Source organism: Streptomyces sp. NPDC005302 (genome assembly GCF_040607345.1).
Classification (GTDB): domain Bacteria; phylum Actinomycetota; class Actinomycetes; order Streptomycetales; family Streptomycetaceae; genus Streptomyces.
This window is the reverse complement of record NZ_JBEXGN010000001.1, coordinates 167,560-192,254: the sequence shown is the minus strand read 5'-3', so window position 1 is coordinate 192,254 and position 24,695 is coordinate 167,560. Positions and strand designations below refer to the sequence as shown.

At 74.1% G+C, this 24,695-nt stretch carries 21 protein-coding genes; 9 read left to right on the top strand and 12 right to left on the bottom strand.

Annotation, left to right across the window (positions count from 1 at the left end; genetic code table 11):
- Positions 1 to 23 precede the first annotated feature (23 nt).
- Positions 24 to 473: a cupin domain-containing protein gene (locus ABZT74_RS00815; protein ID WP_355873106.1), complete on the bottom strand. Its 450-nt coding sequence runs from the start codon at positions 471 to 473 to the stop codon at positions 24 to 26.
- Positions 474 to 553: 80 nt separating this feature from the next.
- Between ABZT74_RS00815 and ABZT74_RS00810 the strand changes: the two genes are divergently transcribed.
- Positions 554 to 1,486 (top strand): FkbM family methyltransferase, encoded by a 933-nt coding sequence (locus ABZT74_RS00810; protein WP_356432719.1) that lies wholly within the window; start codon positions 554 to 556, stop codon positions 1,484 to 1,486.
- Positions 1,487 to 1,512: 26 nt separating this feature from the next.
- Here ABZT74_RS00810 and ABZT74_RS00805 read toward each other — a convergent pair whose 3' ends face one another.
- From ABZT74_RS00805 to modA, 3 genes are all read right to left on the bottom strand, one after another.
- A complete protein-coding gene (locus tag ABZT74_RS00805) occupies positions 1,513 to 2,595 on the bottom strand; it encodes an ABC transporter ATP-binding protein (protein ID WP_356432717.1) in 1,083 nt (360 codons plus the stop codon).
- 28 nt (positions 2,596 to 2,623) lie between these two features.
- Entirely contained in the window at positions 2,624 to 3,517 is an 894-nt protein-coding gene (gene modB, locus ABZT74_RS00800) for a molybdate ABC transporter permease subunit (protein WP_356170811.1), read from the bottom strand.
- A 100-nt stretch (positions 3,518 to 3,617) separates the two neighbouring features.
- On the bottom strand, positions 3,618 to 4,460 hold the full coding sequence (gene modA / locus ABZT74_RS00795) for a molybdate ABC transporter substrate-binding protein (protein WP_356170808.1): 843 nt from the start codon (positions 4,458 to 4,460) through the stop codon (positions 3,618 to 3,620).
- 239 nt (positions 4,461 to 4,699) lie between these two features.
- On the opposite strand from modA, the gene ABZT74_RS00790 reads away from it, so the two are divergent.
- Complete coding sequence (locus tag ABZT74_RS00790) at positions 4,700 to 5,197, top strand: molybdopterin-dependent oxidoreductase (protein WP_356170805.1); 498 nt, start codon at positions 4,700 to 4,702, stop codon at positions 5,195 to 5,197.
- Here ABZT74_RS00790 and ABZT74_RS00785 read toward each other — a convergent pair.
- The gene (locus tag ABZT74_RS00785; protein WP_356432714.1) at positions 5,164 to 7,932 is read right to left on the bottom strand and encodes a molybdopterin-dependent oxidoreductase; all 2,769 of its coding nucleotides are present in this window, start codon (positions 7,930 to 7,932) and stop codon (positions 5,164 to 5,166) included. The genes ABZT74_RS00790 and ABZT74_RS00785 overlap by 34 nt on opposite strands.
- Positions 7,932 to 8,750 (bottom strand): FAD binding domain-containing protein, encoded by an 819-nt coding sequence (locus ABZT74_RS00780; RefSeq protein WP_356432712.1) that lies wholly within the window; start codon positions 8,748 to 8,750, stop codon positions 7,932 to 7,934. The genes ABZT74_RS00785 and ABZT74_RS00780 overlap by 1 nt, the downstream gene beginning before the upstream one ends.
- 213 nt (positions 8,751 to 8,963) lie before the next feature.
- Here ABZT74_RS00780 and ABZT74_RS00775 point away from each other — a divergent pair, with 213 nt between their 5' ends.
- The 3 genes from ABZT74_RS00775 to ABZT74_RS00765 all read left to right on the top strand — a co-directional run bounded on the left by ABZT74_RS00775 (position 8,964) and on the right by ABZT74_RS00765 (position 12,947).
- Positions 8,964 to 10,670, top strand: coding sequence for a helix-turn-helix domain-containing protein (locus ABZT74_RS00775; protein WP_356432710.1), 1,707 nt, complete (start codon positions 8,964 to 8,966; stop codon positions 10,668 to 10,670).
- A 55-nt stretch (positions 10,671 to 10,725) separates the two neighbouring features.
- Positions 10,726 to 11,661: a LysR family transcriptional regulator gene (locus ABZT74_RS00770; RefSeq protein ID WP_356432708.1), complete on the top strand. Its 936-nt coding sequence runs from the start codon at positions 10,726 to 10,728 to the stop codon at positions 11,659 to 11,661.
- Between the two features lie 104 nt (positions 11,662 to 11,765).
- Entirely contained in the window at positions 11,766 to 12,947 is a 1,182-nt protein-coding gene (locus tag ABZT74_RS00765; protein ID WP_356432706.1) for an NAD-dependent formate dehydrogenase, read from the top strand.
- 39 nt (positions 12,948 to 12,986) lie between these two features.
- Here the strand turns inward: ABZT74_RS00765 and ABZT74_RS00760 are convergent, their stop codons facing one another.
- Together ABZT74_RS00760 and ABZT74_RS00755 are read right to left on the bottom strand one after the other, a co-directional pair.
- Positions 12,987 to 13,382: a helix-turn-helix transcriptional regulator gene (locus ABZT74_RS00760; RefSeq protein ID WP_356432704.1), complete on the bottom strand. Its 396-nt coding sequence runs from the start codon at positions 13,380 to 13,382 to the stop codon at positions 12,987 to 12,989.
- Between the two features lie 86 nt (positions 13,383 to 13,468).
- On the bottom strand, positions 13,469 to 14,062 hold the full coding sequence (locus ABZT74_RS00755) for a hypothetical protein (protein ID WP_356432702.1): 594 nt from the start codon (positions 14,060 to 14,062) through the stop codon (positions 13,469 to 13,471).
- A gap of 263 nt (positions 14,063 to 14,325) precedes the next feature.
- On the opposite strand from ABZT74_RS00755, the gene ABZT74_RS00750 reads away from it, so the two are divergent.
- On the top strand, positions 14,326 to 15,141 hold the full coding sequence (locus tag ABZT74_RS00750; protein ID WP_356432700.1) for a hypothetical protein: 816 nt from the start codon (positions 14,326 to 14,328) through the stop codon (positions 15,139 to 15,141).
- 81 nt (positions 15,142 to 15,222) lie between these two features.
- On the opposite strand, the gene ABZT74_RS00745 is transcribed toward ABZT74_RS00750, so the two are convergent.
- Positions 15,223 to 16,629, bottom strand: coding sequence for a hypothetical protein (locus ABZT74_RS00745; RefSeq protein ID WP_356170898.1), 1,407 nt, complete (start codon positions 16,627 to 16,629; stop codon positions 15,223 to 15,225).
- A gap of 347 nt (positions 16,630 to 16,976) precedes the next feature.
- On the opposite strand from ABZT74_RS00745, the gene ABZT74_RS00740 reads away from it, so the two are divergent.
- A complete protein-coding gene (locus ABZT74_RS00740; RefSeq protein ID WP_356432698.1) occupies positions 16,977 to 18,731 on the top strand; it encodes a molybdopterin-dependent oxidoreductase in 1,755 nt (584 codons plus the stop codon).
- Positions 18,732 to 19,164: 433 nt separating this feature from the next.
- Here the strand turns inward: ABZT74_RS00740 and ABZT74_RS00735 are convergent, their stop codons facing one another.
- From ABZT74_RS00735 to ABZT74_RS00725, 3 genes are all read right to left on the bottom strand, one after another.
- Complete coding sequence (locus ABZT74_RS00735) at positions 19,165 to 20,088, bottom strand: methyltransferase domain-containing protein (RefSeq protein WP_356432696.1); 924 nt, start codon at positions 20,086 to 20,088, stop codon at positions 19,165 to 19,167.
- A gap of 698 nt (positions 20,089 to 20,786) precedes the next feature.
- Positions 20,787 to 21,545, bottom strand: coding sequence for a DUF2064 domain-containing protein (locus ABZT74_RS00730; protein WP_356433023.1), 759 nt, complete (start codon positions 21,543 to 21,545; stop codon positions 20,787 to 20,789).
- Between the two features lie 14 nt (positions 21,546 to 21,559).
- Entirely contained in the window at positions 21,560 to 22,417 is an 858-nt protein-coding gene (locus tag ABZT74_RS00725) for a glycosyltransferase family 2 protein (RefSeq protein ID WP_356432694.1), read from the bottom strand.
- A 111-nt stretch (positions 22,418 to 22,528) separates the two neighbouring features.
- On the opposite strand from ABZT74_RS00725, the gene ABZT74_RS00720 reads away from it, so the two are divergent.
- Both ABZT74_RS00720 and ABZT74_RS00715 read left to right on the top strand, forming a co-directional pair.
- A complete protein-coding gene (locus ABZT74_RS00720) occupies positions 22,529 to 23,500 on the top strand; it encodes a response regulator transcription factor (RefSeq protein WP_356432692.1) in 972 nt (323 codons plus the stop codon).
- Positions 23,497 to 24,612, top strand: coding sequence for a HAMP domain-containing sensor histidine kinase (locus ABZT74_RS00715; protein WP_356170772.1), 1,116 nt, complete (start codon positions 23,497 to 23,499; stop codon positions 24,610 to 24,612). The genes ABZT74_RS00720 and ABZT74_RS00715 overlap by 4 nt, the downstream gene beginning before the upstream one ends.
- Positions 24,613 to 24,695: the final 83 nt, after the last annotated feature.

Below are 24,695 nucleotides of genomic sequence, written 5' to 3'. Positions count from 1 at the left end.
GGCCGGATCGGCCACCGAAGTCGTCAGTCCAGCAGCCGGAAGTCCTCGTAGTCGAAGCCCGGGGCCACCACACAGCTGACCAGCACCTCCTCGTCGCCGGCCGGGCGCGCCGACTGCCAGACACCGCCCGGCACGAGGAGTTGGGGGTGTTCGCCCGCTTCGACGCGGGGGCCGAGACGGACGACCTTCGGGGGCGACTCGGGAGTTTCGCCCTCACCGCCGAGCAGCAGATCCAGGGGGCCACCGCGGTGCCAGAGCCACAGTTCGTCGGAGCGGACGGTGTGCCAGGCGGAGGTGTCGCCGGGGGTGAGGAGGAAGTAGATGGCGGAGGCGGCGGCGCGGGGGCCGGGGTAGCCGTCGGGACGGAAGGCCTGCGGCGCCGTCCAGGTCTCGACGAACCAGCCGCCCTCCGGGTGCGGTCGCATGTCGAGGGCGGCGGCCAGGTCCGGGATCCCGGTGTCAGGAGAGGTCACCCCCTGCCTCTACCACGTGGGGCGCAAGGGGTTCAACAAACGCCCGGTGGAGACGGGTTGGAGTCTGCCAGGGTGGGGCCATGGCGACCCTTCACCGAAAGCTGCTCGGTCTGCTGCCCCGCATCGGGGTGCGGGTGCTGGACCTCGGATCGGGTACGGCGCTGGTCTACCGGCGCGGAGTGCGCAGACGCGTCGCGCTCGGCCGGGGCGCCGATCTGGTGCTGAGCGGGCGGACCGCCGCCTACCGGCATGTGCCCCTCGGGGACAGCGGCGCCCGGCTGCTGCTCGACGAGAAGAGGACCGCGGCGGACGAACGCAGGTTCCAGTTGGCGGCCGCCTCCTACCTGTGCGGCCAGCACGTCACCGCCCTGCTCGACCGGTACGCGGTGAACTGTGTCTTCGACGTGGGCGCCAACTCCGGCCAGTACGCGCGCCAGTTGCGCCGTCTTGGCTACACCGGGCGGATCGTCTCCTTCGAACCGGCGACGGAGACCTTCGGCAGACTCCGCAAGGCGGCCGAGGGCGACCCCGACTGGCTCGTCTTCCCGATGGGCCTGGGACGGGAGGACACGAGCCTGTCCATCCACGTCGACTGGAAGTCCATGAACTCCCTTCTCCCGCCCAGCGACTACGGCAAGGGCCGCTACAAGCGCTTCGCGGCGTCGCGGACGGAGGAGATCGAGGTACGCCGGCTCGACGGGATGATGGACAAGGCGCTCGACGGGATCGCCGACCCCCGCCCCTACCTGAAGATGGACACCCAGGGATACGACCTGGAGGTGTTCGCGGGCGCCGGGGACCGCGTCGCGGAGTTCGTCGGCATGCAGTCGGAGGTCGCGGCACTGCGCCTGTACGAGGGCAGCCCGCGGATGGACGAGGCGATCGCGCTGTACGAGGAGAACGGCTTCGAGATCACCGGCATGTACCCCGTCACACGCGAAGAGACGACGGGCCGGGTGGTCGAGTTCGACTGCGTGATGGTGCGGGCGGCGGCGGTCCCGGAGCACGACTAGGGGGGGCGCCGGGGAGTGGCCGGGGGCTAGGCCGGATAGGCGTGGGTCTGGGCAGCCTTGACTGTGGCCCAGACCGGGGCGCCCGGGCGCAGGTCGAGTTCGGCTGCGGCGACCGTCGTCAGGTCCGCCGCGAGGGGGAGTTCACCCGTGAGATCCGTGCGGATCTGGTCGCCGTGGGTCTCCAGACCCCGCACCGCGCACCGCCACACGTTGCGGGCGCTGGAGCCGGTGGGGCGGTCGCGGTGCAGTGTGACGGCGCTCGGCGGGAACGCCACGAAGACGGGCCCCCGGAGTTCCTCGGTCGTGGTGATCTCCGGGCCCGCGTCCAGCCGTACGGTGTGGCCCGCGGCCTCGCCCCGGTAGAGGTTGAGGCCGACGAGCTGGGCGATGTAGTCGGTGCGCGGCCGGCGGGCGATCTCCGCCGGGCCGCCCTCTTGGACGACGTGGCCGTCCTCGATGACGACGAGCCGGTCGGCCAGCACCATCGCGTCCAGCGGATCGTGCGTCACCAGGACGGCGACCGCCTCGAACTCGGCCAGATGCCGCCGCAGTTGGGACCTGACCTCCAGGCGGGTACGGGCGTCGAGCGCGGCGAGCGGCTCGTCGAGCAGCAGCAGCCGGGGCCGGGTGGCGAGGGCGCGGGCGACGGCGACGCGCTGCGCCTGGCCGCCGGACAGCCGGCGCGGCTTGGCCCCCGCGTGCTCGGCCAGGCCCATGCGGTCCAGCCAGGCGGCGGCCTGCGCGCGCGCCTCCGCCTTCGGCACTCCCTGACAGCGCGGCCCGAAGGCGACGTTGTCGAGGGCGGACAGGTGCGGGAAGAGCAGGTAGTCCTGGAAGACGACGCCGACCGGGCGGGACTCGGGGGGTGTGCGGTCCAGGGAGGCGCCGTCGAGCCGCAGCCGGCCGCCCTCGGACAGCGGGGTGAGTCCGGCCAGTGCGCGCAGGGCCGTGGTCTTGCCGGCGCCGTTCGGGCCGAGGAGGGCGACGACGTCACCGGGGGCGGCGCTCAGCTCGACGTCGAGGTGGAACGTGCCGCGCCGGACGACGAGCCGGGCGTCCAGCCCCTTGCCGGACGGCGCGGCCACGGCGGCCGGGGTCGTCTCGGTCATCGTGTGCTCTCCCTCGCGTGGACGCCGGTCATGACGCCGTGATCCAGCGGTCCCGCAGTCCCGCGAGTACCGCGATGGACACCGCGAGCAGCACGAGGCTCAGCGCGATCGCCGCGTCGGGGTCGCTCTGCAGCGCGAGGTAGACGGCGAGCGGCATGGTCTGGGTGCGGCCCGGGAAGTTGCCCGCGAAGGTGATCGTCGCGCCGAACTCGCCGAGCGCGCGGGCCCAGGCGAGGACGGCACCGGCGGCGATACCCGGGGCGATCAGCGGCAGGGTGACCCGGCGGAACGCGGTGAAGCGGGAGGCGCCGAGCGTCATGGCGGCCTCCTCGTAGCGCGGGTCGGCGGCCCGCAGGGTGCCTTCGACGCTGATGACGAGGAACGGCATCGCCACGAACGCCTCGGCCACGACGACCCCGGCCGTGGTGAAGGGCAGCGTGATCCCGAACCAGGAGTCGAGGAGCTTGCCGACCACGCCGTTGCGGCCGAGGGCGAGCAGCAGGGCCACACCGCCGACCACCGGGGGCAGCACGAGCGGCAGGGTGACCAGCGCCCGGACGAGCCCGCGTCCGGGGAAGTCCGTGCGGGCCAGCACCCAGGCGAGCGGCACGCCGAGCACCAGGCTGACCGCGGTGGCCGCCGTGGCCGAGAAGAGGGACAGCTGGAGGGCCTGCCACACCTCGGGCTTGGCCAGCTGGTCCGGGAGGCTGCGCCAGGGCGCCCGCACGATCAGTGCGAGCAGCGGCAGGAGCAGGAACGTCAGCCCGACGAGGGCCGGCAGCAGCAGGGGCAGCGGCGCCCCGCCCCGGAGCCGGCCGCCGCCCGATCCGGCCCGCTTCCCGGCACGTCCGCGCCGCGGCCCACCCGTCAGGGTGTCGGCCGGGGCGTCGGACTTGTCGAGCGCGGGCACGGGATCACTCATGTCTTCAGGAGACGGGCGGGGGACTCCGGCGGCAAGAGGCCGTGCCGGGCGGCACGCGCCGGACGACGCGTGCCGGGGCGGGGCGGGGTGGAGCGGCGGGTCAGGCGGCGGGCTTCAGGAACCCGGCCGCCGTCAGGACCTTCTGGCCCTCGGGGGACTGCACCAGGGCGATGAACGCCTTGGCCGCCTCCGCGTTGTGCGCGTCCTTGAGCAGGGCGATGGGGTAGTCGTTGATGGCGTCGGCGGACTCGGGGAACTCCACGCCCTCCACCTTGTCACCGGCGGCCTTCACGTCGGTCTTGTACACGACCGCCGCGTCGGCCTCCTTGAGCTCCACCTTGGTCAGGGCGCTCTTGACGTCCTGCTCGTAGGAGACCGGGGTGAGCTTGAGGTGGCTCGCGTCCAGCGCCTTCTGCGCGGCGGCGCCGCACGGCACCGTCTTGTCGCAGAGCACGACCTTCAGGCCGGACTTGGTGAGGTCCTTCAGGGAGGCGACCTTGTCCGGGTTGCCGGGCAGGGTGGCGATCTCCAGCTGGTTGCGCACGAAGGTGGCGGGGGTGGTCGCCGCGTCCTTCTTGTCGGTCACGATCGCCATGGTCTTCGGGCTGGCCGCCGCGAAGACGTCCGCCGGGGCGCCGCTCGTGATGCTCGCGGCGAGGGTGTCGCTGCCGCCGAAGTTGAAGGTGACCTTCGTGCCCGGGTGGGCCTGCTCGAACTCCTTGCCGAGGGAGGTGAAGCTCTCCTTGAGCGAGGCGGCGGCGAAGACGGTCACCGTGCCGGTGAGCTTCGGCGAGGAGGAGGCCGAGGACTTCGGCGTCGACGAGGCGTCCGACGAGTCGTCGGAGGAGGAGCAGGCGCTCAGGGCCAGCAGCGCGGCGGCACTGACGCCGGCCACCTGAAGGCTCCGGGTGGTGCGGCGGGTCCGGCGCGCGGATCGGGTCATCACGGATCTACTCCCTCGGAAAACGAAAAACGGAAAACGCTGCAGCTCGCTGTCGCTGAAGCCTCCGTCGTGCTCTTCAGTCCTGAGCTTTCTTCAGCATGCCCAGATCATAGTGACGCAGATGCGAGCGGGAAGTCTCCTGTTGCATCGCATGAGCTGTGGGTTCGCGGTTGGGATGTCCGCATGTGCGTTTGTAGGGGACCTCCCGCTGGGTACCGTTCTGCGGGAGGTGCTGCCCCGTGAGCCAGTCCCTGACACAGCCGACTCCGCCCGCGCCGTCGCTCGCCGAACTCGCGCTGACCGGCGACCTCGCCCGGCCGGTGCGGCTGACGGTGCCCGACCTGCTCGCCTGGCCCCAGCACCGCGTCCAGGTGAGCTTCGACTGTGCGACCAGCGGCGTGCAGCACCACGGTTTCGCGGGACCCCTGCTGCACGACGTGCTGCGCGACGCCGGACCGCGCTTCGACCCGGCCCGCCGCAAGGACCGGCTGCGCTTCCTGATCGCGGTGGCGGGGGCGGACGGTCACCACGCCCTGCTCACCTGGGCCGAGATCGACCCGGATTTCGCGGACGCCCCCGTCCTGCTCGCGGTGGGCATCGACGGCACGCCGCTCGACCGGGCGGGCCCGCAGCTGGTCCTTCCGCAGGACCGGTGCGGGGCCCGCCACATCAGCGGCATCAACGCCATCCGGGTGGACGGCTGTTACCCGGCCTGGTCCCCGGCCGCGGCGGGCTGACCGGGCCGACCGTCCCGCGCGGCCCGGTGCAGGGCCAGCCAGACCCGGTCCCGGGTGACCGGCAGCTCCGTGAAGCGCAGGCCCGTCGCGTCGCGCAGGGCGTTCGCGAAGGCCGGTGCGACCGGGTTGAAGGGGCTCTCGCTCATCGACTTGGCGCCGAGCGGCCCGATGGCGTCGGCGGTCTCCATGAAGTGGACCTCGGTGCGCGGGATGTCGGCGTACTGCGGGAGGCGGTAGCGGCGGAAGGCGGCTGTCTCCACCTCTCCGCGTGCGTCGAGCCGGACGTTCTCGAAGAGGGTCGCGCCGAGCGCCTGGGCGACCCCGCCCTCGACCTGGCCGCGGCACTGCATCGGGTTCATGACCTTGCCGGCGTCGGCGGCGTGCACGCTGCGCAGGATGCGGATCTCCCCGGTGCCGGGGTCGACGGCCAGCCGGAACCACTGGGCGTTGAAGGCGACGGAGCGCGGGGTGCCGCCGAAGTGCCCGTCGGCGGCGATCGTGACCCCGACGGCGCGGGCCGCCTCGTACAGCTCCTTCAGGGTCAGCCGGCCGCCCGTGTGCGCGACGGCCTCCTCGACGAGCCGGCAGTCGGCGCGCGGCACCCGCAGATGGGCGGCGGCGAAGTCGAGGAGCTGGTCGGCCAGGGCGCGGGAGGCGCGCAGGGTGGCCTTGCCGGCGACCACGGTTCCGGTGGAGGCGAACGCGCCCGTGTCGTGGCGGACGACGTCGGTGTCGGACTGCCGGATCGTGATGCGGTCGACGGTGGTGGCGAGTCCACCGGCGGCGATCTGCCGGTGGACGGTGGTGGTGCCGTTGCCGAACTCGGCCGTCCCGACGGCGAGATCGAAGCCGCCGTCCGGCAGCAGGGCGGCACGGGCGTCGGCGATGTGGCCGCCGGGCGGGCCCGTCGCGATCATGGCGAGGGCCGCTCCCTCGCCGACCAGCCAGCCCTCCGGTGCGGCCTCGGTGACGGGTTCGCGCTGGGCGGCGCGGACGATTCCCACGCACTGGTCGAGGCCGTAGCTGGCGATGTGGAGGTCCTCCTCCTCGCCGCCGGGGGTGATCATCGCCTCGCCGGGGCCGATGATGTTCTTCGCCTTGAACTCCAGCGGATCCAGGCCGAGCCGGCGGGCGAGTTCGTCGAGGGCCGACTCCATCGCGAACATCACCTGGCCGAGGCCGTAGCCGCGGAAGGCGCCCGCCGGGACGGCGTGCGTGTAGACGGAGAAGGCGTCGACCTTCTTGTGCGGGGCGCGGTAGACGGCGAGGGACTCGCCGACGCTGTGGAACATGACGGCCGGTCCGTGGTTGCCGTAGGCGCCCGTGTTGGAGACGACGCGGAGCTGGAGCGCGGTGAGGGTGCCGTCGGCGCGGGCGCCCGCCTTCACCCGGATGGTGAACGGGTGCCGGGTGGTCGCCCCGTAGAACTGCTCGGCGCGGGTGTACTCCAGCTTCACCGGGCGGCGCAGCCGCAGCACGGCGAGGGCCACGACGTCCTCGACGAGCATCTCCTGCTTGCCGCCGAAGCCGCCGCCGACCCGGCCCGCGACGACCCGCACCCGCTCCTCGGGCAGGTCGTACAGCGCGCACAGGGCGCGCCTGGTCAGGAACGGCGTCTGGGAGCTGGTCCGCACGTTCAGCCGGTCGTCCTCGTCGAACCAGCCGACCGCGCCGTGCGTCTCCAGGCTGGCGTGCTGCACGCGCTGGGTGCGGTAGGTGTCCTCGTACACGACGTCGGCCGCGGCGAAGCCCGCCTCGACGTCGCCGATCTCGCCGTGCGCCTCGCCGACGACGTTGTCGCGGGGGCGGGAGATCCGGGCGGTGGCCGCGTCCTTGTCGTGCACGACCGGGGCGCCCGGCCGCATCGCTTCCTCGGGGTCGAGCACGGCGGGCAGCACCTCGTACGTCACCTCGACGCGGCGGCAGCCCTCCTCGGCGGCGCCCTCGCTGTCGGCGACGACGGCGGCGACGCGCTGGCCGATGTACCGGACGGTGTCGTCGAGGACGCGCGTGTCGTCCGGGTCCTCCTCGGGGTGTTCGTGGCGGGCGGTGGAGAAGTGCCGTTCGGGGGCGTCGTGATGGGTGAGGACGGCGTGCACGCCGGGCACCCGCAGGGCGGCGGAGGTGTCGATGCCGGTGATGCGGGCGTGGGCGTGCGGGGAGCGCAGCAGTTTCATGTGCAGCAGCCCCGGGATGTCGACGTCGAAGGTGTAGCGGGCGGTGCCGGTGACGACCTGGGGTCCGGCGGGCGCGGGCAGGTTGCGGCCGACGGCCTCGCCGGCGGAGGGCGCCTCGGCGTGGCGGACACCGCGGACGGCGTCCTCGATGGCCCGGTAGCCGGTGCAGCGGCACAGGTTGCCCTTGAACGCCCGGGGCAGGTCGGTGAGCTGGTCCTCGTCGAGAGCGGCCGTCGTCATCAGGAAGCCGGCGGTGCAGAACCCGCACTGGAAGCCCTGCGCGTCGAGGAACTTCCGCTGGACGGGGTGGAGTTCGCCGTCCGGTGCGGCCAGGCCCTCCACGGTGGTGACGGAGCGGCCCTCGGCGCGGAAGGCGGGGTAGAGGCAGCTGTGCACGGGTTCGCCGTCCACATGGACGGTGCAGGCTCCGCAGTCGCCCGCGTCGCAGCCCTTCTTCACCCCGAACCAGCCGCGGTCGCGCAGGTAGGTGCGCAGGCACTGTCCCGGCCGCGGGGGCTCGGAGAAGGGCCTGCCGTTGACGTCGACAGAGAAGTTCATCAGGAACCGTCCTCCAGTTCGCGGCGGATCTCCTCCGCGTAGCGGAACGTCATGTGCCGCCGCCATGCGGGCAGCCCGTGGATGTCGTCGAACCACTCGTGGCCGGCGACGGCGGCCGCGATGGCGGCCTTCAGCCGGCCGGCGTCCGGCACCAGCGGGAACCACAGCCGTACGGGGCGCACGGTCGCGGCGGTGACGGTGACGGCGAGGGAGTGGTCGACCGGGTCGAGGGTGCCGATGACGAGCACACCGGAGCGGCCGAGCCCGTACAGGGACGCCTGCCGGAACGCGGTGCGGCAGGCGAGGGCGCGGGCGGGCAGGGTGACCGACCGCAGCAGTTCGCCCTCGGTGAGGACCTTGCGGCCCGCGCCGGTCACGAAGTCCGTGACCGGGACCCGGCGCCGCGAGCCGTCCTGGGCCAGCAGCAGGATCTCGCCGTCGAGTGCGGCGGTGAGCGAGATCATCGGGCCGGCCGGCAGGGCGTTGCAGAGGTTGCCGCCGACCGTGGCCATGTTCCAGATCTTGAACGAGGCGAGGAAGGCGCGGCAGCACCGCTCGAAGAGGGGCGCGGCCGTGGCCGGCAGGCCGGCGGCGAACCAGGAGAGCCGGGCGATCGTGCAGGTCGCCGCGATCTCCACCGAGCCGTCGGGCAGGGTCGTGACGGGTGTCCAGCCCGTGCGGCTCAGGTCGACGAGCCGCCGCAGGTGCGGCTGCGGCTCGGAGAACAGGTAGGTGCCGCCGCCCAGCCAGGCGTCGCCGGGCCGCCAGGGCGCCGGGTCGCGGGCGTCTCGGGTCTCCACCACCGTGTTCAGGTCCATGACCGCCAGTGAAGCAACGCGGACCGGTCCGGGACGACTGGTTCACAGCACGGAAACACCGACGTTTCCAGCGGGGTGGTTGGATGATCAACCAAGAGGCGTTCCGCTCGTTTCACCTTGCATTTACGATGCTGTGACTCGCACTCGCCTGGTGAATGCGAGATGCCGGGTGTCGGGCCCCCTGCCCGGCGGCCGCACAAGGAGCTCCCGCACATGTACGTCGACCATCTCCTGAACGACGAGTCCCTCGGTCTGCGCCTGCTGTGGGCCGAGGAGCCACAGCTGAGGCAGGAGATCAGCGGGGTGACCGCCACCGACCTGGAGGACCCCGCCCGGTTCGTGCGCCCCGGCGAGGTCGTGCTGAGCGGTCTGGTGTGGTGGAGCCGCGAGGGCGGCGCGGACCGGGCCGAGCGGTTCGTCTCCGCGCTGAGCGCGGCGGGCGCCGCGGTCCTGCTGGCCGGCGAGGAGACCCACGGCGCGGTGCCCGAGGACCTCGTGACGGCCTGCCGCCGGCACGGGCTGGCGGTCGCGGCGGTCCCGGCCCACATCATGTTCCGGGCCATCACGGACACCGTCTATCTCCAGCAGTGGGGCGAACTGAGCCGTCTCCAGGCGCTGCCGGGCGCCGTGCGCGGCCGGCTGAACCGGCTCCTCGCGCGGGAGGCGGGGCCCGCCGCCGTCGTCGAGGCCGCGTTCGCGCACCTCGGCCGGGCCCGCGCGTACGTCCTCACGGCGTCCGGCCGCACGGTCGCGGCGACCGAGGGAGCCGCCCCGGTGCCGGCCCACGAGGCGCCGGCGCTGGTCGAGGGCGCGACGGGGGTCACCGTGCCGGTCGACTGCGAGACCGTCTCCCCGTACGAGCGCTGGTATCTGCACCTTCCGGAGGCCGACGACGCCCCGCCGCGGATGCTGCGGGAGGTCGCCGAGGTGCTGGCCCGCTGCCAGGAGTCCCTGACCCGCCGCGGCGCCGCCGAGCAGCAGGCGGCCGACGAGCTGGGTGCCCTGCTGGCCCTGCCCTCGGGATCCGAACCGCTCTCCCTCCAGGCGGCGTTGCGGGTCTGCGAACTGGAGGGCGAGGGGCTCTACCGGGTGATCGTCGCCGAGGCGACGGCCATCGGGGCCGGGGGCGCCGAGAGCGCCGGCCGGACGGGCGCGGCGGGCCGTGCCGAGGGTGCGCTGGCCGAGGCCGTCGCCCACCTGGGCCCGCGGCACGCCGTGGTGGGACGGCTCCCCGACGGCACGGCCTTCGCCGTGCTCCGGGACGACACGCCGGATCCCGCGACGGGGACGGCAGCGGTACGCGGGCGGGGAGGGCCCGGCAAGGACGCGGCGGCGGCGCGCGCCGGGCGGCCGGCCTGGGAGTCCGGTGCGGTCCCCGCTCCCCGGACCGCGCACGCGGTACGTCCCGCGACCGGAGCCGGGCCGGACCTGCCCGCCGTCTGGGAACTGCTGTCCCGCGCCGAGCCCGGCGTCGCGCTGCACGCGGGGACCGGCCGGTCCGACAGCGCCGACGGGCTGAACGGGGCGCTGGCACAGGCCCGTTACGCGCTGGCCTCCGCGCGCACGACCTCGCCCGACGCGTCCGCGCTCGTCGACGCGGCGTCGCTCACCGGCCTCGGCACGCTCCTCACCGGCATACCCGCCGAAGTGCGTACGGCGTTCAGCCGGACCGTGCTCGGCCCCCTCTTCGAGGCCGGCAACGCGTCCTCCGCGGCCCTGCTGGAGACCCTGGAGATCTTCCTCGCCTGCGACGGATCCTGGTCGCGCACCGCAGAGGCCCTCCATCTGCACGTCAACACCGTCCACTACCGCGTGCAGCGCGTCGAGCACTTCACCGGGCGGGACCTGTCGAGCCTGTACGACCGGCTCGACCTGCGGGCCGCCCTGCTCTGCCGCCCGCGCCGCCCGGCACGGCCGTGACCGTGACAGAGGTGTCCGGTGTCTGCGACGCTGGCCCGCCGACGGGAGGGGGCGCATGCTGCTGCGTCAGCTGGAGTATCTGGTCGCGCTCGCCAGGGAACGGCACTTCGCGCGCGCGGCGGCGGCCTGCTTCGTCTCGCAGCCCTCGCTGTCCGCGGCCATACGCCGCCTGGAACACGAACTGGCCGTGCCGATCGTGCGACGCGGCCGGCGCTACGAGGGCCTCACCCCGGAGGGCGAGGTGGTGCTCGCCTGGGCGCACCGGATCCTCGCCGAACGCGACGCCCTGCACCAGGAACTGTCGGCGCTGCGCGGCGGACTGACCGGCACGCTGCGCCTGGGCGTCGTGCCCACCGCGCTGCCCGCCGCCTCCCTGCTCACCACCCCGTTCTGCGAGCGGCACACGGCGGCCCGGGTCAGCCTGGAGTCGCTGTCGTCGGCGGACATCAACCACGGGCTCGCCGAGTTCGAACTCGACGCCGCGATGACGTACCTCGACGCCGAGGACCTGCGGCACGTACGCCGCTTCCCGCTGTACGAGGAGCGGTACGTCCTCCTCACGCCGGTCGGCGGCCCCCTCGCCGGCGCGACGACGGCCCGCTGGGCGCGGGCCGCGGCCCTCCCGCTGTGTCTGCTGGGCCCGCGCATGCGCAACCGGCGGATCATCGACGAGTGCTTCGCCGCCGACGGCGCCCGGGCGAACCCGTCGATCGAGTCGGACAGCGTCGCCGGGCTGTACGCCCACCTGCCCGGGGGCCGCTGGTCGAGCGTCATCTCGCATGCCTGGCTGCACATGTTCGGGGTGCCGGAGGGGATGCGGGTGGTGCCGCTGGAGGGTCCCGCGCACGGCCCCAGGGTCGGCCTCGTGGTCGCCCGGCACGAACCCCGGTCGGTCCTCGCCCAGGCCCTGTTGACGGTGGCGAGGGAGGCGGGCGTACGGGACGCGCTCGACGCGCTGCTGAACGAGCACCTGGGCCGGGCCCGCTCATAGCCGCCGGCTATCGGCACATAGCGAGGTTCGCTTTGACCAGCGCCTTCGGCCCCGAGGATGGTGGAAAGCACCTTCCGAACAACGGAGTTGAGGAGAGCCGCGTCATGGCCAAGGTGCTCTGCGTGCTGTACGACGACCCGACCGACGGATACCCCACGACGTACGCCCGGGACGACCTGCCCGTCATCGACCACTACCCCGGCGGCCAGACCACGCCCACCCCGAAGGGCACCGACTTCACCCCGGGGACCCTGCTCGGCAGCGTGACCGGCGAACTCGGCCTGCGGCGCTTCCTGGAGGAGCGCGGTCACACCCTCGTCGTCACCTCCGACAAGGACGGCGCCGACTCCGTCTTCGACCGTGAACTCGCGGACGCGGACGTCGTCATCTCCCAGCCGTTCTGGCCCGCCTACCTCACCCCCGAGCGCCTCGCCGCCGCCAAGAATCTGAAGCTCGCGGTCACCGCCGGCATCGGCTCCGACCACGTCGACCTCGACGCGGCCATCGAGCACGGCGTGACCGTCGCCGAGGTGACGTACTGCAACAGCATCAGCGTCGCCGAGCACGTGGTGATGATGACGCTCTCCCTGGTCCGCAACTACCTGCCCTCGCACCAGGTGGTGCTCGACGGCGGCTGGAACATCGCGGACTGCGTGGCCCGTTCGTACGACCTGGAGGGCATGCACGTCGGGACCGTCGCCGCCGGGCGCATCGGGCTCGCGGTGCTGCGCCGGCTCGCGCCCTTCGACGTGAAGCTGCACTACACCGACCGGCACCGGCTGCCGGAGGAGGTCGAGCGGGAACTCGGGCTCACCTTCCACGCGTCCGCCGCGGACATGGCGCCGCACTGCGACGTCGTCACCGTCAACGCCCCGCTGCACCCGGAGACCGAGGGCCTGTTCGGAGACGAGCTGCTCGGCGCGATGAAGCGCGGCGCCTACCTCATCAACACGGCGCGCGCCCGGATCGTGGACCGGGACGCGGTCGACCGGGCCCTGCGCGGCGGGCAGTTGGCCGGCTACGCGGGTGACGTCTGGTATCCGCAGCCGGCCCCCGCCGACCACCCGTGGCGGACCATGCCGCACCACGGGATGACCCCGCACATCTCGGGTTCCTCGCTCTCCGCGCAGACCCGCTACGCGGCGGGCACCCGGGAGATCCTGGAGTCCTGGCTGGACGGCACGCCGATCCGCGACGAGTACCTGATCGTCGACGGGGGCGCGCTCGCGGGCACGGGAGCCCACTCGTACTCGACGACCACGCCCACGACCGCGCCCACGACCTGAGTCCCCCCGGAGCCCGAGCCCGGCCGGCCCGGACCCGGTTCAGGTCCGGTCGATGTGCACGTTGGTCGACTTGACCCGGGCCGTGGCCTCCATGCCGACCTCCAGGGCGAGTTCCTCGACGGCCTCGCGGGTCAGCAGGGAGACCAGCCGGTGCGGTCCCGCCTGGATCTCCACCTGGGCCGCGACGTCGCCGAGCTTGACGGCGGTGACGATGCCGGGGAAGGCGTTGCGCACGGAGGTGTAGGAGGGGACGCCGTCCTCACCGCCGGTTCCGGCCAACTCCACCGAGAACGCGGCGAGGTCGCGGCCGTCGATGAGCCGCCGGCCGCCCTCGTCGCGATGCGTGGTCACCCGCCCGGCATCCGCCCAGCGCCGGGCGGTGTCGGGACTCACCCCGAGGAGCCGGGCGGCCTGGCCGATGGTGTAGGACTGCATACGCGCGACCATAGGCAGGTGGTCCACGCCCCTGCAAGCCGGGCCCGGGCAGGTCCGACGGACCGTTCGAACACGTCGGAGACGGGTCAGAGGGCCGAGGCCCGCTCCGCGTGCCGCACCTTGATGTGCCGCGCCCAGAACGGGCCGAAGGCCTTCCGCAGGACCGGCTCGGCCGCCGCCGGGTCGTCGACGCCGAAGAGCACGAAGCCCCGCTGGTCCGGACCCACCTCGCGCAGCTCGAACCGGCCGTCCCACCGGTCCATGTCGTCGCCGACCCGCTCGACCAGGGCGTTGAGCCGCACCGCGGTGACGTCCGTGGCGTGCAGGCGCACCCGTACGCCCTTCCCCGCGTGGGCGCAGACGTCCGCGTCGAACGCCCGGGAGGGGATGCGGTAGACGTCGGCGGTCCGCCGTCCCTCGTCGACGGAGAGGCCGGTGAAGACGTTCCGGAAGCGGGTGTCGCCGCGCTTCTGGACGTAGTCCAGCACCCGGAACAGCGAGGGCCCCGGCCCCGGCAGGCTGCCCACCGGCCGGGCGCCGGCACACTCCGTGGTCCGCCCGGCATCCGAGACCCCGGCCGCCGTCGCACCCTGGACCGCCGCTCCCGGTATCGCCACGAGTGCCGCGACGCTCGCCGCCACGACGCCCACGGTTCCCCTGATGCTGTGTCGCCCGCCCATCCGGTCCTCCCCGTCCACCCGATCCACCCGCGTCCCGGTCGCGGCGAACGCGCGCGACCGGTACGGGGACGCACGGGGCGGCCGTCCGGTTCATTTCGGCGTGGCCCGGGGCCGCGTATGCGCCGACGGCACGTTCCGGCCCGCCGGCCGTGGGGGTCTCGGTGGCTGATGACGCGGTGATCATGGCTTGATAACCTCCACCTCCCGCTGGTTGAACGTTCACACGTTCGGGCGGTTCCGCAGAGCGCAGCGAAGAGGTGCGAATGAACCCTGGCAGACAAACCGGAGTCGTGGCGGCGATCGTGGGGGCCGCGGCGCTCTCCGTGCTGACCGTTCCCGAGGCCCAGGCGGCGACCACCGGCATCACCGTGTCGAACGTGGTCGTCAACAAGGGCCTGCCGATCGTGGTCGGCACATCGGACGAGAAGGAACCTCCGGTCACCTTCAGCATCACCCTGCCGTCCGGCTACTCGACGGACGACCCGTTCGACTGGGATGCCCATCCCTTCCTCTACCACGGCACCAGCGCCGCGGCGGGCGCCGACGACGGGGGCCTCTACATGGGCAGCTACACCTGCTACGAGGAGAGCGCGCGCAAGGAGACGTGCAAGGGCGAGCTGTACATCGACCCGCGCTACGACCTCGACTCCAACGGTGACGCCACGACCTGGAAGATCGGTCTGGCGATGCGCCTGTTCAAGTCCAGCGGTTCGCTGAAGGCCGAGGAGTACAAGACCGCCCCGGGCACTGTCTCCGTCAGGCGCTGGGCGAAGGCCACCGTCAACGCCTCCCCGGAGCCGGTGGCCAAGGGCAGGACGATCACGGTCACGGGCAGCCTGACCCGGGCCGACTGGGTGAAGCACTCGTACACGGGCTACGCCGCGCAGTCGGCGAAGCTCCAGTTCCGTCCGAAGGGCGGCTCCACGTACTCCACCGTGAAGACGGTGAAGTCCGGATCCACCGGAGCGCTCAGGACCACCGTCACGGCGAACGCCGACGGCTACTGGCGCTGGAGTTTCGGCGGCACCTCCACGACGGGTACGGCCACGTCCACCAGCGACTTCGTCGACGTGACCTGACGTTCCCCCCTGTCGGGCCGGTCCTGGATCCCCGGGGCCGGCCCGTTCCCGTTCCTCGCGGCCTTCAGCCGGCCCGGACGGTCACCAGCCCGTCAGCAGCAGGTGGTTGAGGAGCAGCGCCAGCGTCGCCTGGGCGATCAGCCAGGCGCGGGGGCGGGGGAGGAACGCGGCCGCCGGGAGCATCCACAGGACGAACGGCAGCCAGATGCGTTCGGTCTCCGCCTTGCTCATCCCGGAGAGGTCGGCGGCGAGCAGCGCGATCAGCGCGGCGACGACGAGGACGGCGAGCCGGGGAGCGGCCGAGCCGGTGTCGGTGTCCGTACCGGCGGCGGTGGTGGTGGCGGTACCGGGCCGCCGGGCGGGGGCGGGCAGGGGCGTGCGGGGCGACGGGGCCCGGGGGGCCGTCGCGGCCAGGCGCACGGTCGTCACTCCCGCCCGGCGCAGGCCCGCGACCGTCGCCGGGCCCGCGATCAGTACCGTGCAGGCGAGGTTCGCCCAGACCCAGTAGCCGTACGGCCGGACGCCGCCCGCGCCTTCGTAGTAGCGGGTGACCAGCAGGTGGTACGCCTCCCACCAGTTGAAGCCGAGCAGCGTGAACACCAAGGGCACGACGGTGAGTCCGGCCAGCACGAAGGGCAGCGGGCGGAGCCGGGGCCGCGAGCCGAGCAGCACCGCCGCGCCCGCGATCACGGCGAACAGGGTCAGCCCGTACGAGAGATACGCGGTGAGGCCGAGGAGCAGCCCGGAGGCGAGGCCGGCCGTCCGGGGCCGGTGTCCCGTGACCGCGAGGGAGAGCAGGGCGACGGCCCAGGCGGCGACCGCGGCGAAGTAGCCGTCCGCGGAGGTGCCCATCCAGACGGCCGCCGGGGCGAGGACGAGGAAGGGCGCCGCCCGCCGGGCGAGTGCCTCTCCCGCCAGCACACGGACGGTGACCAGTACCGCCATCGCCGCCGTCGCGCCGACGGTCACGCACCAGACGCCCGCCCAGGCCCCGCCGCCCAACCCGATCCGGTCGAGGTACACGAAGGTGAGGGTGGCGGCCGGCGGGTGCCCGGCGATGTGCGCGGGCCAGTGGCCGGGGGAGTGGATCAGGATGTGGTGGGTGAAGTCCCGCAGGGTGGCCGGGATGTCGTGGAAGCGGTTCACCGGGGAGATGACCTGGAGGTACTCGTACCGTGCGGTGAGGCGTCCGGCCACACCCCGCTGCCAGCCGTCGATGAGCGCGAGGGAGAACGTCCACGCCGTCCCCGTGCCCCACGCGGCGGGCAGCAGCCACCGCCAGGGCAGCCGGGCGGCGAGGGACGGTCCGTACGTGACGACGGCGGCGGCCACGGCGATCGCGGCGGCGGTGCCGGGTCCGACGTGGGGTCCCCAGCGCCCGTACAGCGGGGCCGCGCTGACGAACAGGGTGCCGTCGCTGTGCTCGATGGCGTACCCGACGACCGCCGCCGTCGCGACGAGCAGCGCGGCGGCGACGGCGACCGCCAGGTCGCGGCGGACCTCCCGCGGCCGGTCGCCGAGGAGCGCGCCGGAGAGTTCGCGGGAGCGGGCCCGTGCCCGGACCCGGGAACCGGCGGCGGCCAGGACCCGCGACCCGCCCCGAAATCTGTCCGGAGCTGGAGCGGGGGCCGGGGACGTGGCGCGGGACGCGCCTCCGGGGCGGTCGTCGAGCAGATCGCGGGGGAGGTCGCCGGGGATGTCGCGGGGAAGATCGCGGTTCACGCTCGCACACTAGGCCGGACAGCCCTCGACAAAGCCGTGACAGGGGTGGACGTCAGAGTTTCGTCATGGTTTGAGAACCCGTTCGGGGGGTCCCCGCGGCCTACGGTCAGGGCATGTCACGGTCCCCCTCCTCACCCGCGTTCTGGCGCAGCCCGCTGCGCGGTCCCTGGTTCACCTCCGTGCTCGGCGTGGTGCTGCTCGTCGGCATCACGGTGATGTTCGTGACCGGGCTGCTCTCGTACGCCGCGTACAACCCGAACCTCGCGGCGGTGAACGACAAGACCCCCGACAAGGGGATCCTGGGGTTCTACCTGTTCTCCTGGCCGACCCATCCGGTCTGGCTGTACCGCCTCACGCAGGGCGTGCACGTCACGCTCGGCATCACGCTGATCCCCGTACTGCTGGCGAAGCTGTGGTCGGTCGTCCCGAAGCTGTTCGCGCTGCCGCCGGCCCGTTCGCTCGCGCACGCCCTGGAACGGCTCTCCCTGCTGCTGCTCGTCGGGGGCGCCCTCTTCGAGTTCACCACCGGCGTGCTCAACATCCAGCTCGACTACATCTTCCCGGGCTCCTTCTACACGCTGCACTTCTACGGCGCCTGGGTGTTCATCGCCGCCTTCGTGACCCACGCGGTCCTGCGCGTGCCGATGGCCCTGCGCAACCTGCGCGAGATGCGCCGGCCGGGCGGGTGGCCCGACCTCGCGGGCGAACCGTCCGAGGGGACCGGCGCGGGAGCGTCCGAGGGCGCCGGCGCGGCGCCGGGCCCGCCCGGTACGACGGCCGACGGGCAAGGAGCGGCGCCGGGCCGGCCGGGTTCGCCTTCCGACGGCCCGGGTCCGGCCTCCGACCGGCCCGGCCCGGCCTCCGGCAGCCCGGGTTCGGCTTCCGACGCCCCGGACTCGGCGCCGGACGGCCCGCGTTCGGCGTCCGGTCGGCCGAGGACCTCGCCCGGCGGACCGGGCCCGGAACCCGATGCGCCGGACGCCGCGCCCGGTCACTCCGGCCCTCTGTCCGACCGACCGGACCCTTCGTCCGACGAAACGGACCGTGAGCCCGACGGCGCGGGCAGGGTGTCCGGCGGCGCGGGTGCCGCGGGCGGACCGGGGGTGCCCCCGGGGCCGGCGAGTGCGCCGGAGGAGCAGCGGGGCGCCCGGGATCGAGTGCCGGGACAGCCGGTCCCGGCACCGGAGACGGGTGAGCCGTCGCGTCCCGAGGACGAGTTGATCTCCCCCGACCCGCTGCCGCCCACGGTCTCGCGCCGCGGAGCCATCGCGTTCGTCGGCGGCGGGTCCCTGCTTCTGGCCGCCACCACGGTGGGCCACAGCTTCGACGCGCCGGTGCGCGAGACCGCGCTGCTCGCCCCGCACGGCGGCCCCGAACCGGGTTCCGGACCCGGCGCCTTCCAGATCAACAAGACGGCCGCGTCGCGGGGCATCGACCCGAAGGAGACCGGGGCGGAGGCCTGGAGCCTGGTCGTCGCCGGCAAGGGACGGACGGTCCGGCTGAGCCGCGCCCAGCTCCTGGAACTCCCGCTGCACGGATCGGAGTTGCCCATCGCCTGTGTCGAGGGCTGGTCGACGTCCGACCAGGCGTGGCGGGGCGTACGGCTGCGGGACCTCGCGGTGCTCGTCGGCTACGAGGCCGACGCCGCCCCGGACGTCGTCGTGGAGTCGCTGCAGCGGGCCGGGGCGTTCCGGGTGGCGGCCCTGCGCTACAACCAGGTGCGCGATCCGCTTTCCCTGCTCGCCCTGTCCGTCAACGGCGCGGACCTGACCCCCGACCACGGGTATCCCGCGCGGATCATCGTTCCGGCCGCGCCGGGTGTGCTGAACACCAAGTGGGTCTCCCGGATGACGTTCGGGGCCCTGTGATGACACGACGGAGGCCCGACGTGGGAGAAGAGAGCGGGGCGCGCCGCCGGCCCCCGATGCGGCGGCGCCTCGACGCGCTGCGCCGGCGGATCGAGGCGCGGCTGCCGGAGAGGCGCCCGGTCTCCCTCCGGGACCTGATCGGCAGCCCCTTCCAACTGTGCATGCTGGCCTGCACGTTCGCGCTCGCCGCCTACGCGGCGGTGCGGCTGCTCCAGGGCGACTGGTTCCAGGTGGCGCTCTGGTTCGTCGGCGCCGCCGTCCTGCACGACCTGGTCTTCGTGCCGTTGTACGCGGGCGCGGACCGGGTCGTGTCGGAGACGCTGAAGGCGACGGGCCACCGGAACCTGACGATGTACGTCCGTGTTCCGGCGGCCTTCGCCGGGATCCTGCTGCTGATCTGGTACCCGCTCATCAGCGGCCAGGTGGCCGACCACTACCGGTCGGCCACCGCCCTGCCCGGCGACAGCTTCCTGGCCCACTGGCTGCTGATCACGGCGGCGCTGTTCGCGGGGTCCGCGCTGCTGCTCGTCCTGCGGTCCCTGCGGCCGTCCCGGCCGGGGTCGTTGCGCAGGGCCACGAAGGAGCGGCCGCCGGCCTCCCACTGAGCGTCCGTGCGCCAGCCGGCCCGGACCGCGTGGCGCAGCAGGGCCGGGGTGCCGACCCGTGCCCACGGGAAGGCGGCCCGGTCGGCGGACGGGCCGCCTTCCCGTGCGTCGGAGCCCTCGCCGGCCGTGTCGTCCACGGCGTCGCCGGGGTGCGCGGCGCTGACGATCCGGACGTCGACGCGTTCGTCGACGTCCGCGCCCGCCACCGTCTCGGCGATCAGCAGCCCGCCGGGGGCGAGCAGTTCGGCCGTGCGGCTCAGGAGGGCGGCCGGGTCGCCGCCGATGCCGATGTTGCCGTCGACGAGCAGGGCGGTGCCCCAGCGTCCCTCGCCGGGGAGCGGCTCGAAGACCGACCGGCGCAGGGCCTGGCCGCCGAGCCGCACGGTACGGGCGACGGCGGCCTCGCTGACGTCGATGCCGAGCGCGGGCCGTCCGAGGGCGGCGAGTTCCGCGACGAGCCGGCCCGGCCCGCACCCCACGTCGAGCACGGTGCCCTCGCAGTGGGCCAGTACCTGGAGGTCCACGGCGTCGGCGCGGGCGCACCAGCGCTCCACCTCCAGCGGGAGAAGCCAGCCGTCGGTGCGGCGCAGGAACAGCGGCCCCCGTTCGGCACCGAGCGCGTCCGCGTAGGGATCGGCGGCCCAGGACCGACCGCCGCGCCCGGCACCATCACCGCCTTCACCGCGTGCGCCTTCTCCCCCGACCCGGGCCCCGGACCGGGGACGAGCCCCGGCCCCGGCGCGAACCCCCACCCCGGACCTGGCCCCCACCCCGGCGGGGTGCCCCGTTCCCGGCCGGTCTTCCCTCCCTGACGGGAGTACCGAGGCCGGACGGGGCTCGGTGGCGGTCCGGGAGTCTGCTGCGGGCCGGGTGCTTGTGTCGGTCCGGGGGGTCGAGTCCGACGCGGGTTCTCTCCCGGGCGGGGGTGTGGACGTAGGACGGGATTGGGTGGCGGTCCGGGAGTCGGCTCCGGGCCGGGTGCCTGTGTCGGTCCAGGGGGCCGAGCCCGACCTGGGTTCTCTCCCTGACGGGGGTGTCGACGTTGGGCGGGGCTCGGTGGCGGTCCTGCAGTCGGCTCCGGGGCGGGTGCCTGTGTCGGTCCGGGGTGTCGAGTCCGGCCTGGGTTCCTTCACGGGCGGGAGCGTCGACGTAGGACTGGGATGGGATTCGGTGCCGGTCCGGGAGTCGGCTGCGGGCTGGGTGCCCGTGTCGGTCCGGGGGGCCGAGTCCGACGCGGGTTCCCTCCCGGGCGGGAGCACTGCTCCTGGCCGGGAGCCCTTCCCCGGCCTGGTTTTCGTGCGGGGCAGGGCCTCCGCGCCTGTCCCGGAACCGGTCCCGGACCAGGCGTCGGCTCCCGGCCCCGTCTCCGGCCGCGGCGTGCTGCTGTCCGGCGCCGGTCGGGGCCTTCGGGGGCCCGTCAGGCCGGGCGGGGTCGTCCCGCGGGCGGCGCTCATCGGGCGGCACCCCGTCCGGCGGTCGCCCGCGTCGCGTCCTGGCCCGCGGCCTGCGCCGGGACCGGACCCGGGAGCGGGGACGGCACCGGGGACGTCGGGGAAGACGGCACCGGGCCTCGCAGGCGCGTCAGTTCCGCGGCGAAGGACCCACCGGGCGCCGCCGCTGCCGCCGCTGTCGCGTCGGGTGCCGTGTCGACGTCGCGCAGCCGGGGAAGATCCCGCACCCGCAGCCCCGCCTCGACGAGCCGCGCCCGCTGTACGGCCCCCGTGGTGTCCGTCGACATCGGCACACCCCGCAGCAGGGCCGGGTCGGGTTCGGCCAGCCCCAGCGCCCAGAAGCCGCCGTCCTCCGCCGGCCCGAAGTAGGCGTCGCAGCCGGCGAAGTCCACGGTGAGGAGCTCGGGCGTCACCTGCGGGGTGTCCATGCCGACGAGCAGCGCGGGCCCGTCGCAGCCCGCGAAGGCCGCCGCCAGCCGCTCGTCCAGCGTGCCCGCGCACTGAGGCACGACCTCGAAGCCGTCCGGCAGCCAGGCACCGGGTGCTCCGTCCAGGACCAGCACCCGGCGCCGCGCGGGCGTCGCCGCGACCGCGTGCAGGGTGTCGACGAGGGCTGCCTCGGCGAGTGCCGCCGCCTCCTCGGGGGTGAACGGCGGCGTGAGCCGGGTCTTCACCCGGCCGGGCCGCGGTTCCTTGGCGATGACCAGCAGGGTGACGTCCTCAGGACCCTGGGGGCGCTCAGGACACGCAGGGTCCACGGGGCTTGCGGGGCTCACTGGACGGATCCTCCTCGGGACGAAGCGGGCGCCGCCGCGGACACGCGGGCCGGCGCGGGTGGGGGAGCGGTGGCCGAGGCGGGTACCGGAGTCCGGCCCGGAGCCTCGGTGCCGAGCGCGGCCTGGGAGGGCACGCCCACGGCGGACCGGGTGGCCTCGGCACCGGAGGCGGACACCGGCGGCTCGGCCAGCACATGGCTCATGTCCCGGACCGCCTGCCAGGTGCCGCGCCATGTCCCGGTGACCTTGGAGACACCGGTGCGCGGCAGGTACGGCACGTCGTGCTCGGTGACGCGCCAGCCCGCGTCGGCGGCGCGGACGACCATCTGGAGCGGATAGCCGCTGCGCCGGTCGGTGAGCCCCAGCCCGAGCAGCGCCTCACGGCGGCCGGCACGCAACGGCCCGAGGTCGTGCAGCCGCAGGCCGGTCCGGCGCCGGAGCATCCGGGCCAGCGCGATGTTGCCCGCGCGGGCGTGCGGCGGCCAGGCGCCGCGTTGCTGCGGGCGACGTCTGCCGAGCACGAGGTCGGCGTCGCCCGCCAGGACCTCGGCGACGAACGGCTGGAGCAGGGCCGGGTCGAGGGAGCCGTCGCAGTCGCAGAAGCAGACGATGTCCGCCGTGGCCGCGGTCAGGCCGGCGTGGCAGGCGGCGCCGAACCCGCGGCGCTCCTCCCGCACGACGGTCGCGCCGAGTTCACGGGCCAGTTCGGCCGAGCCGTCCGTGGAGCCGTTGTCCACGACCAGCGCCCGCCAGCCGGGCGGAATGCGGGACAGGACCCAGGGCAGGGCGCCGGCCTCGTCGAGGCAGGGCAGGACCACGTCGACGTCCGGGTTCGGTACGGGAAAGGTCGTCACGGCCTCACCCTACGAACACGAAAGGGATATACCGGACTTCGGGACCTTACGAAACTCGGACGTCGGCGGTGGGACGCCGCGCCGCGCCCGGCCGGGTGGGACGCTGAAGGCATGCATCGACCGCACGAATCCCCAGGTACCGGCGCCGACGAGGGCCCGCGTCCCGGCGCGGGCGCCGACGCCCGTGCCGGCTCGGGTTCCGCTGCGAGGAAGGAGCCCCCGGGCGTGGCGGCCAGCCGTGTCCTCGTCGTGGACGACGATCCGACCGTGGCCGAGGTGGTCTCCGGGTACCTCGAACGCGCCGGCCACCTCGTGGACCGGGCCGCGGACGGTCCCGCCGCGCTCGCCAGGGCCGCCGCGCACCGTCCCGACCTGGTGGTCCTCGACCTGATGCTGCCGGGCATGGACGGCTTGGAGGTGTGCCGACGGCTGCGCGCGCAGGGCCCCGTACCGGTGATCATGCTCACCGCGCGCGGCGACGAGGACGACCGGATCCTCGGCCTGGAGGTCGGCGCCGACGACTACGTCACCAAGCCGTTCAGCCCCCGGGAGCTCGTCCTGCGCGTCGAGTCGGTGCTGCGCAGGGCCCGCCCGGCCCCGGCCGCGCGTCCTCTGGACGCCGCCGGGCTCACCGTCGACCCGTCGTCCCGACGCGCCGCCAAGAACGGGGTCGAACTCGCCCTGACCCTGCGGGAGTTCGACCTCCTCGCCTTTTTCCTCCGGCACCCCGGACGGGCGTACGCGCGGGAGGACCTGATGCGGGAGGTGTGGGGGTGGGACTTCGGTGACCTGTCGACGGTCACCGTCCATGTGCGCCGGCTGCGTGGCAAGGTCGAGGACGACCCGGCGCGCCCCCGCCTGATCCAGACGGTGTGGGGGGTCGGCTACCGCTTCGCCGACCCCGAGGGCGACGCGTCCGCGCTCGCGGACCACACGGACCACGCGGCCCGGACCGACCGTACCGCCCTGTCTGTCCCGTCCCTTCCATCCCTTCCATCCCTTCCATCCCTTCCATCCCTTCCATCCCATCCGTCCCAGCCGGACGACTCCCCCGCCACCCGCCAGGAAGAGGCCCGCCCGTGAACGCGATAGTGGCCATGGCCCTGTACGCCTTTCTGGGCGCCGCCGTGGCGGGCCTGTGCGGGGCGGGTGTCCTGTGGCTGATCCGGCGCCGCTCGCTGACCGCCTCGCTCGCGGTCGTCGCCGCGGTGGCCGTCTGCGCGATGCTCGCGGGCACGCTGGTGGTCGCGTGGGCGATGTTCCTCTCCTCGCACGACCTGTACGTGGTCACCACGGTCGTCGCCATGGCCGCCGTGGTCTCCCTCGCGACCGCGCTGCTGCTCGGCCGGTGGGTGGTGGCCCGCAGCAGGGCGCTGACGCTGGCCGCCCGTTCGTTCGGTGACGGCGGCGACTTCGCGGCCCCGACCGGACCGGCGACGGCTGAACTGTCGGCGCTCAGCCGGGAGCTGGCCGCCACCAGCCGCAAACTGGCGGAGTCCCGTGACCGCGAGCGGGCGCTGGAGACCTCGCGGCGCGAACTCGTCGCCTGGATCTCGCACGATCTGCGCACCCCGCTGGCCGGACTGCGCGCCATGTCGGAGGCACTGGAGGACGGGGTCGCGGCGGACCCGCACCGCTATCTCCGTCAGATGCGCACGGAGGTCGAGCGCCTCAACGACATGGTCGGCGACCTCTTCGAGCTGTCCCGCATCCACGCGGGCGCCCTCGCCCTGTCCCCCTCCCGCGTCTCCGTCTACGACCTCGTCGGCGACGCCCTCGCGGGGGCGGACCCGCTGGCCCGCGAGCACGGCGTGCGTCTGGTCGGCGACCGCATCGAGCAGGTGCCGGTCGAGGTGGACGGCAAGGAGATGAGCCGGGTGCTCGGCAACCTGCTGGTCAACGCGATCCGCCGGACACCCGCCGACGGCACGGTCGCGGTCACCGCCGAACGGTCCGACGTGGGTGTCGTCCTGTCCGTCACCGACGGGTGCGGCGGCATCCCGGAGGAGGACCTGCCCCGCGTCTTCGACACGGGCTGGCGCGGCACCCACGCCCGCACGCCTCCGGCCGGAGCCGGCCTCGGCCTCGCCATCGTCCGCGGCATCGTCGAGGCCCACAGCGGCCGGGCCGCCGTCCGCAACGTCCCCGGCGGCTGCCGCTTCGAAGTGACCCTGCCCATGGCGGCAGGAGTCTGACACCCCCACCCCGGCACCCACCGCCGAGCCCAACCCCAAGCCCCGGCTGCCGCCCCAGCGCCCGCCATTGGCCCACCCCACGG

What these genes read in the sequence shown, in the direction of transcription:
- modA (WP_356170808.1), bottom strand. Translation starts at nt 4,460, where the DNA reads ATGACCCGATCCGCGCGCCGGACCCGCCGCACCACCCGGAGCCTTCAG.
- ABZT74_RS00810 (WP_356432719.1), top strand. Translation starts at nt 554, where the DNA reads ATGGCGACCCTTCACCGAAAGCTGCTCGGTCTGCTGCCCCGCATCGGG.
- ABZT74_RS00760 (WP_356432704.1), bottom strand. Translation starts at nt 13,382, where the DNA reads ATGCAGTCCTACACCATCGGCCAGGCCGCCCGGCTCCTCGGGGTGAGT.
- ABZT74_RS00755 (WP_356432702.1), bottom strand. Translation starts at nt 14,062, where the DNA reads ATGGGCGGGCGACACAGCATCAGGGGAACCGTGGGCGTCGTGGCGGCG.
- ABZT74_RS00770 (WP_356432708.1), top strand. Translation starts at nt 10,726, where the DNA reads ATGCTGCTGCGTCAGCTGGAGTATCTGGTCGCGCTCGCCAGGGAACGG.
- ABZT74_RS00775 (WP_356432710.1), top strand. Translation starts at nt 8,964, where the DNA reads ATGTACGTCGACCATCTCCTGAACGACGAGTCCCTCGGTCTGCGCCTG.
- ABZT74_RS00765 (WP_356432706.1), top strand. Translation starts at nt 11,766, where the DNA reads ATGGCCAAGGTGCTCTGCGTGCTGTACGACGACCCGACCGACGGATAC.
- ABZT74_RS00805 (WP_356432717.1), bottom strand. Translation starts at nt 2,595, where the DNA reads ATGACCGAGACGACCCCGGCCGCCGTGGCCGCGCCGTCCGGCAAGGGG.
- ABZT74_RS00780 (WP_356432712.1), bottom strand. Translation starts at nt 8,750, where the DNA reads ATGGACCTGAACACGGTGGTGGAGACCCGAGACGCCCGCGACCCGGCG.
- ABZT74_RS00750 (WP_356432700.1), top strand. Translation starts at nt 14,326, where the DNA reads ATGAACCCTGGCAGACAAACCGGAGTCGTGGCGGCGATCGTGGGGGCC.
- ABZT74_RS00785 (WP_356432714.1), bottom strand. Translation starts at nt 7,932, where the DNA reads ATGAACTTCTCTGTCGACGTCAACGGCAGGCCCTTCTCCGAGCCCCCG.
- ABZT74_RS00720 (WP_356432692.1), top strand. Translation starts at nt 22,529, where the DNA reads ATGCATCGACCGCACGAATCCCCAGGTACCGGCGCCGACGAGGGCCCG.
- modB (WP_356170811.1), bottom strand. Translation starts at nt 3,517, where the DNA reads ATGAGTGATCCCGTGCCCGCGCTCGACAAGTCCGACGCCCCGGCCGAC.
- ABZT74_RS00740 (WP_356432698.1), top strand. Translation starts at nt 16,977, where the DNA reads ATGTCACGGTCCCCCTCCTCACCCGCGTTCTGGCGCAGCCCGCTGCGC.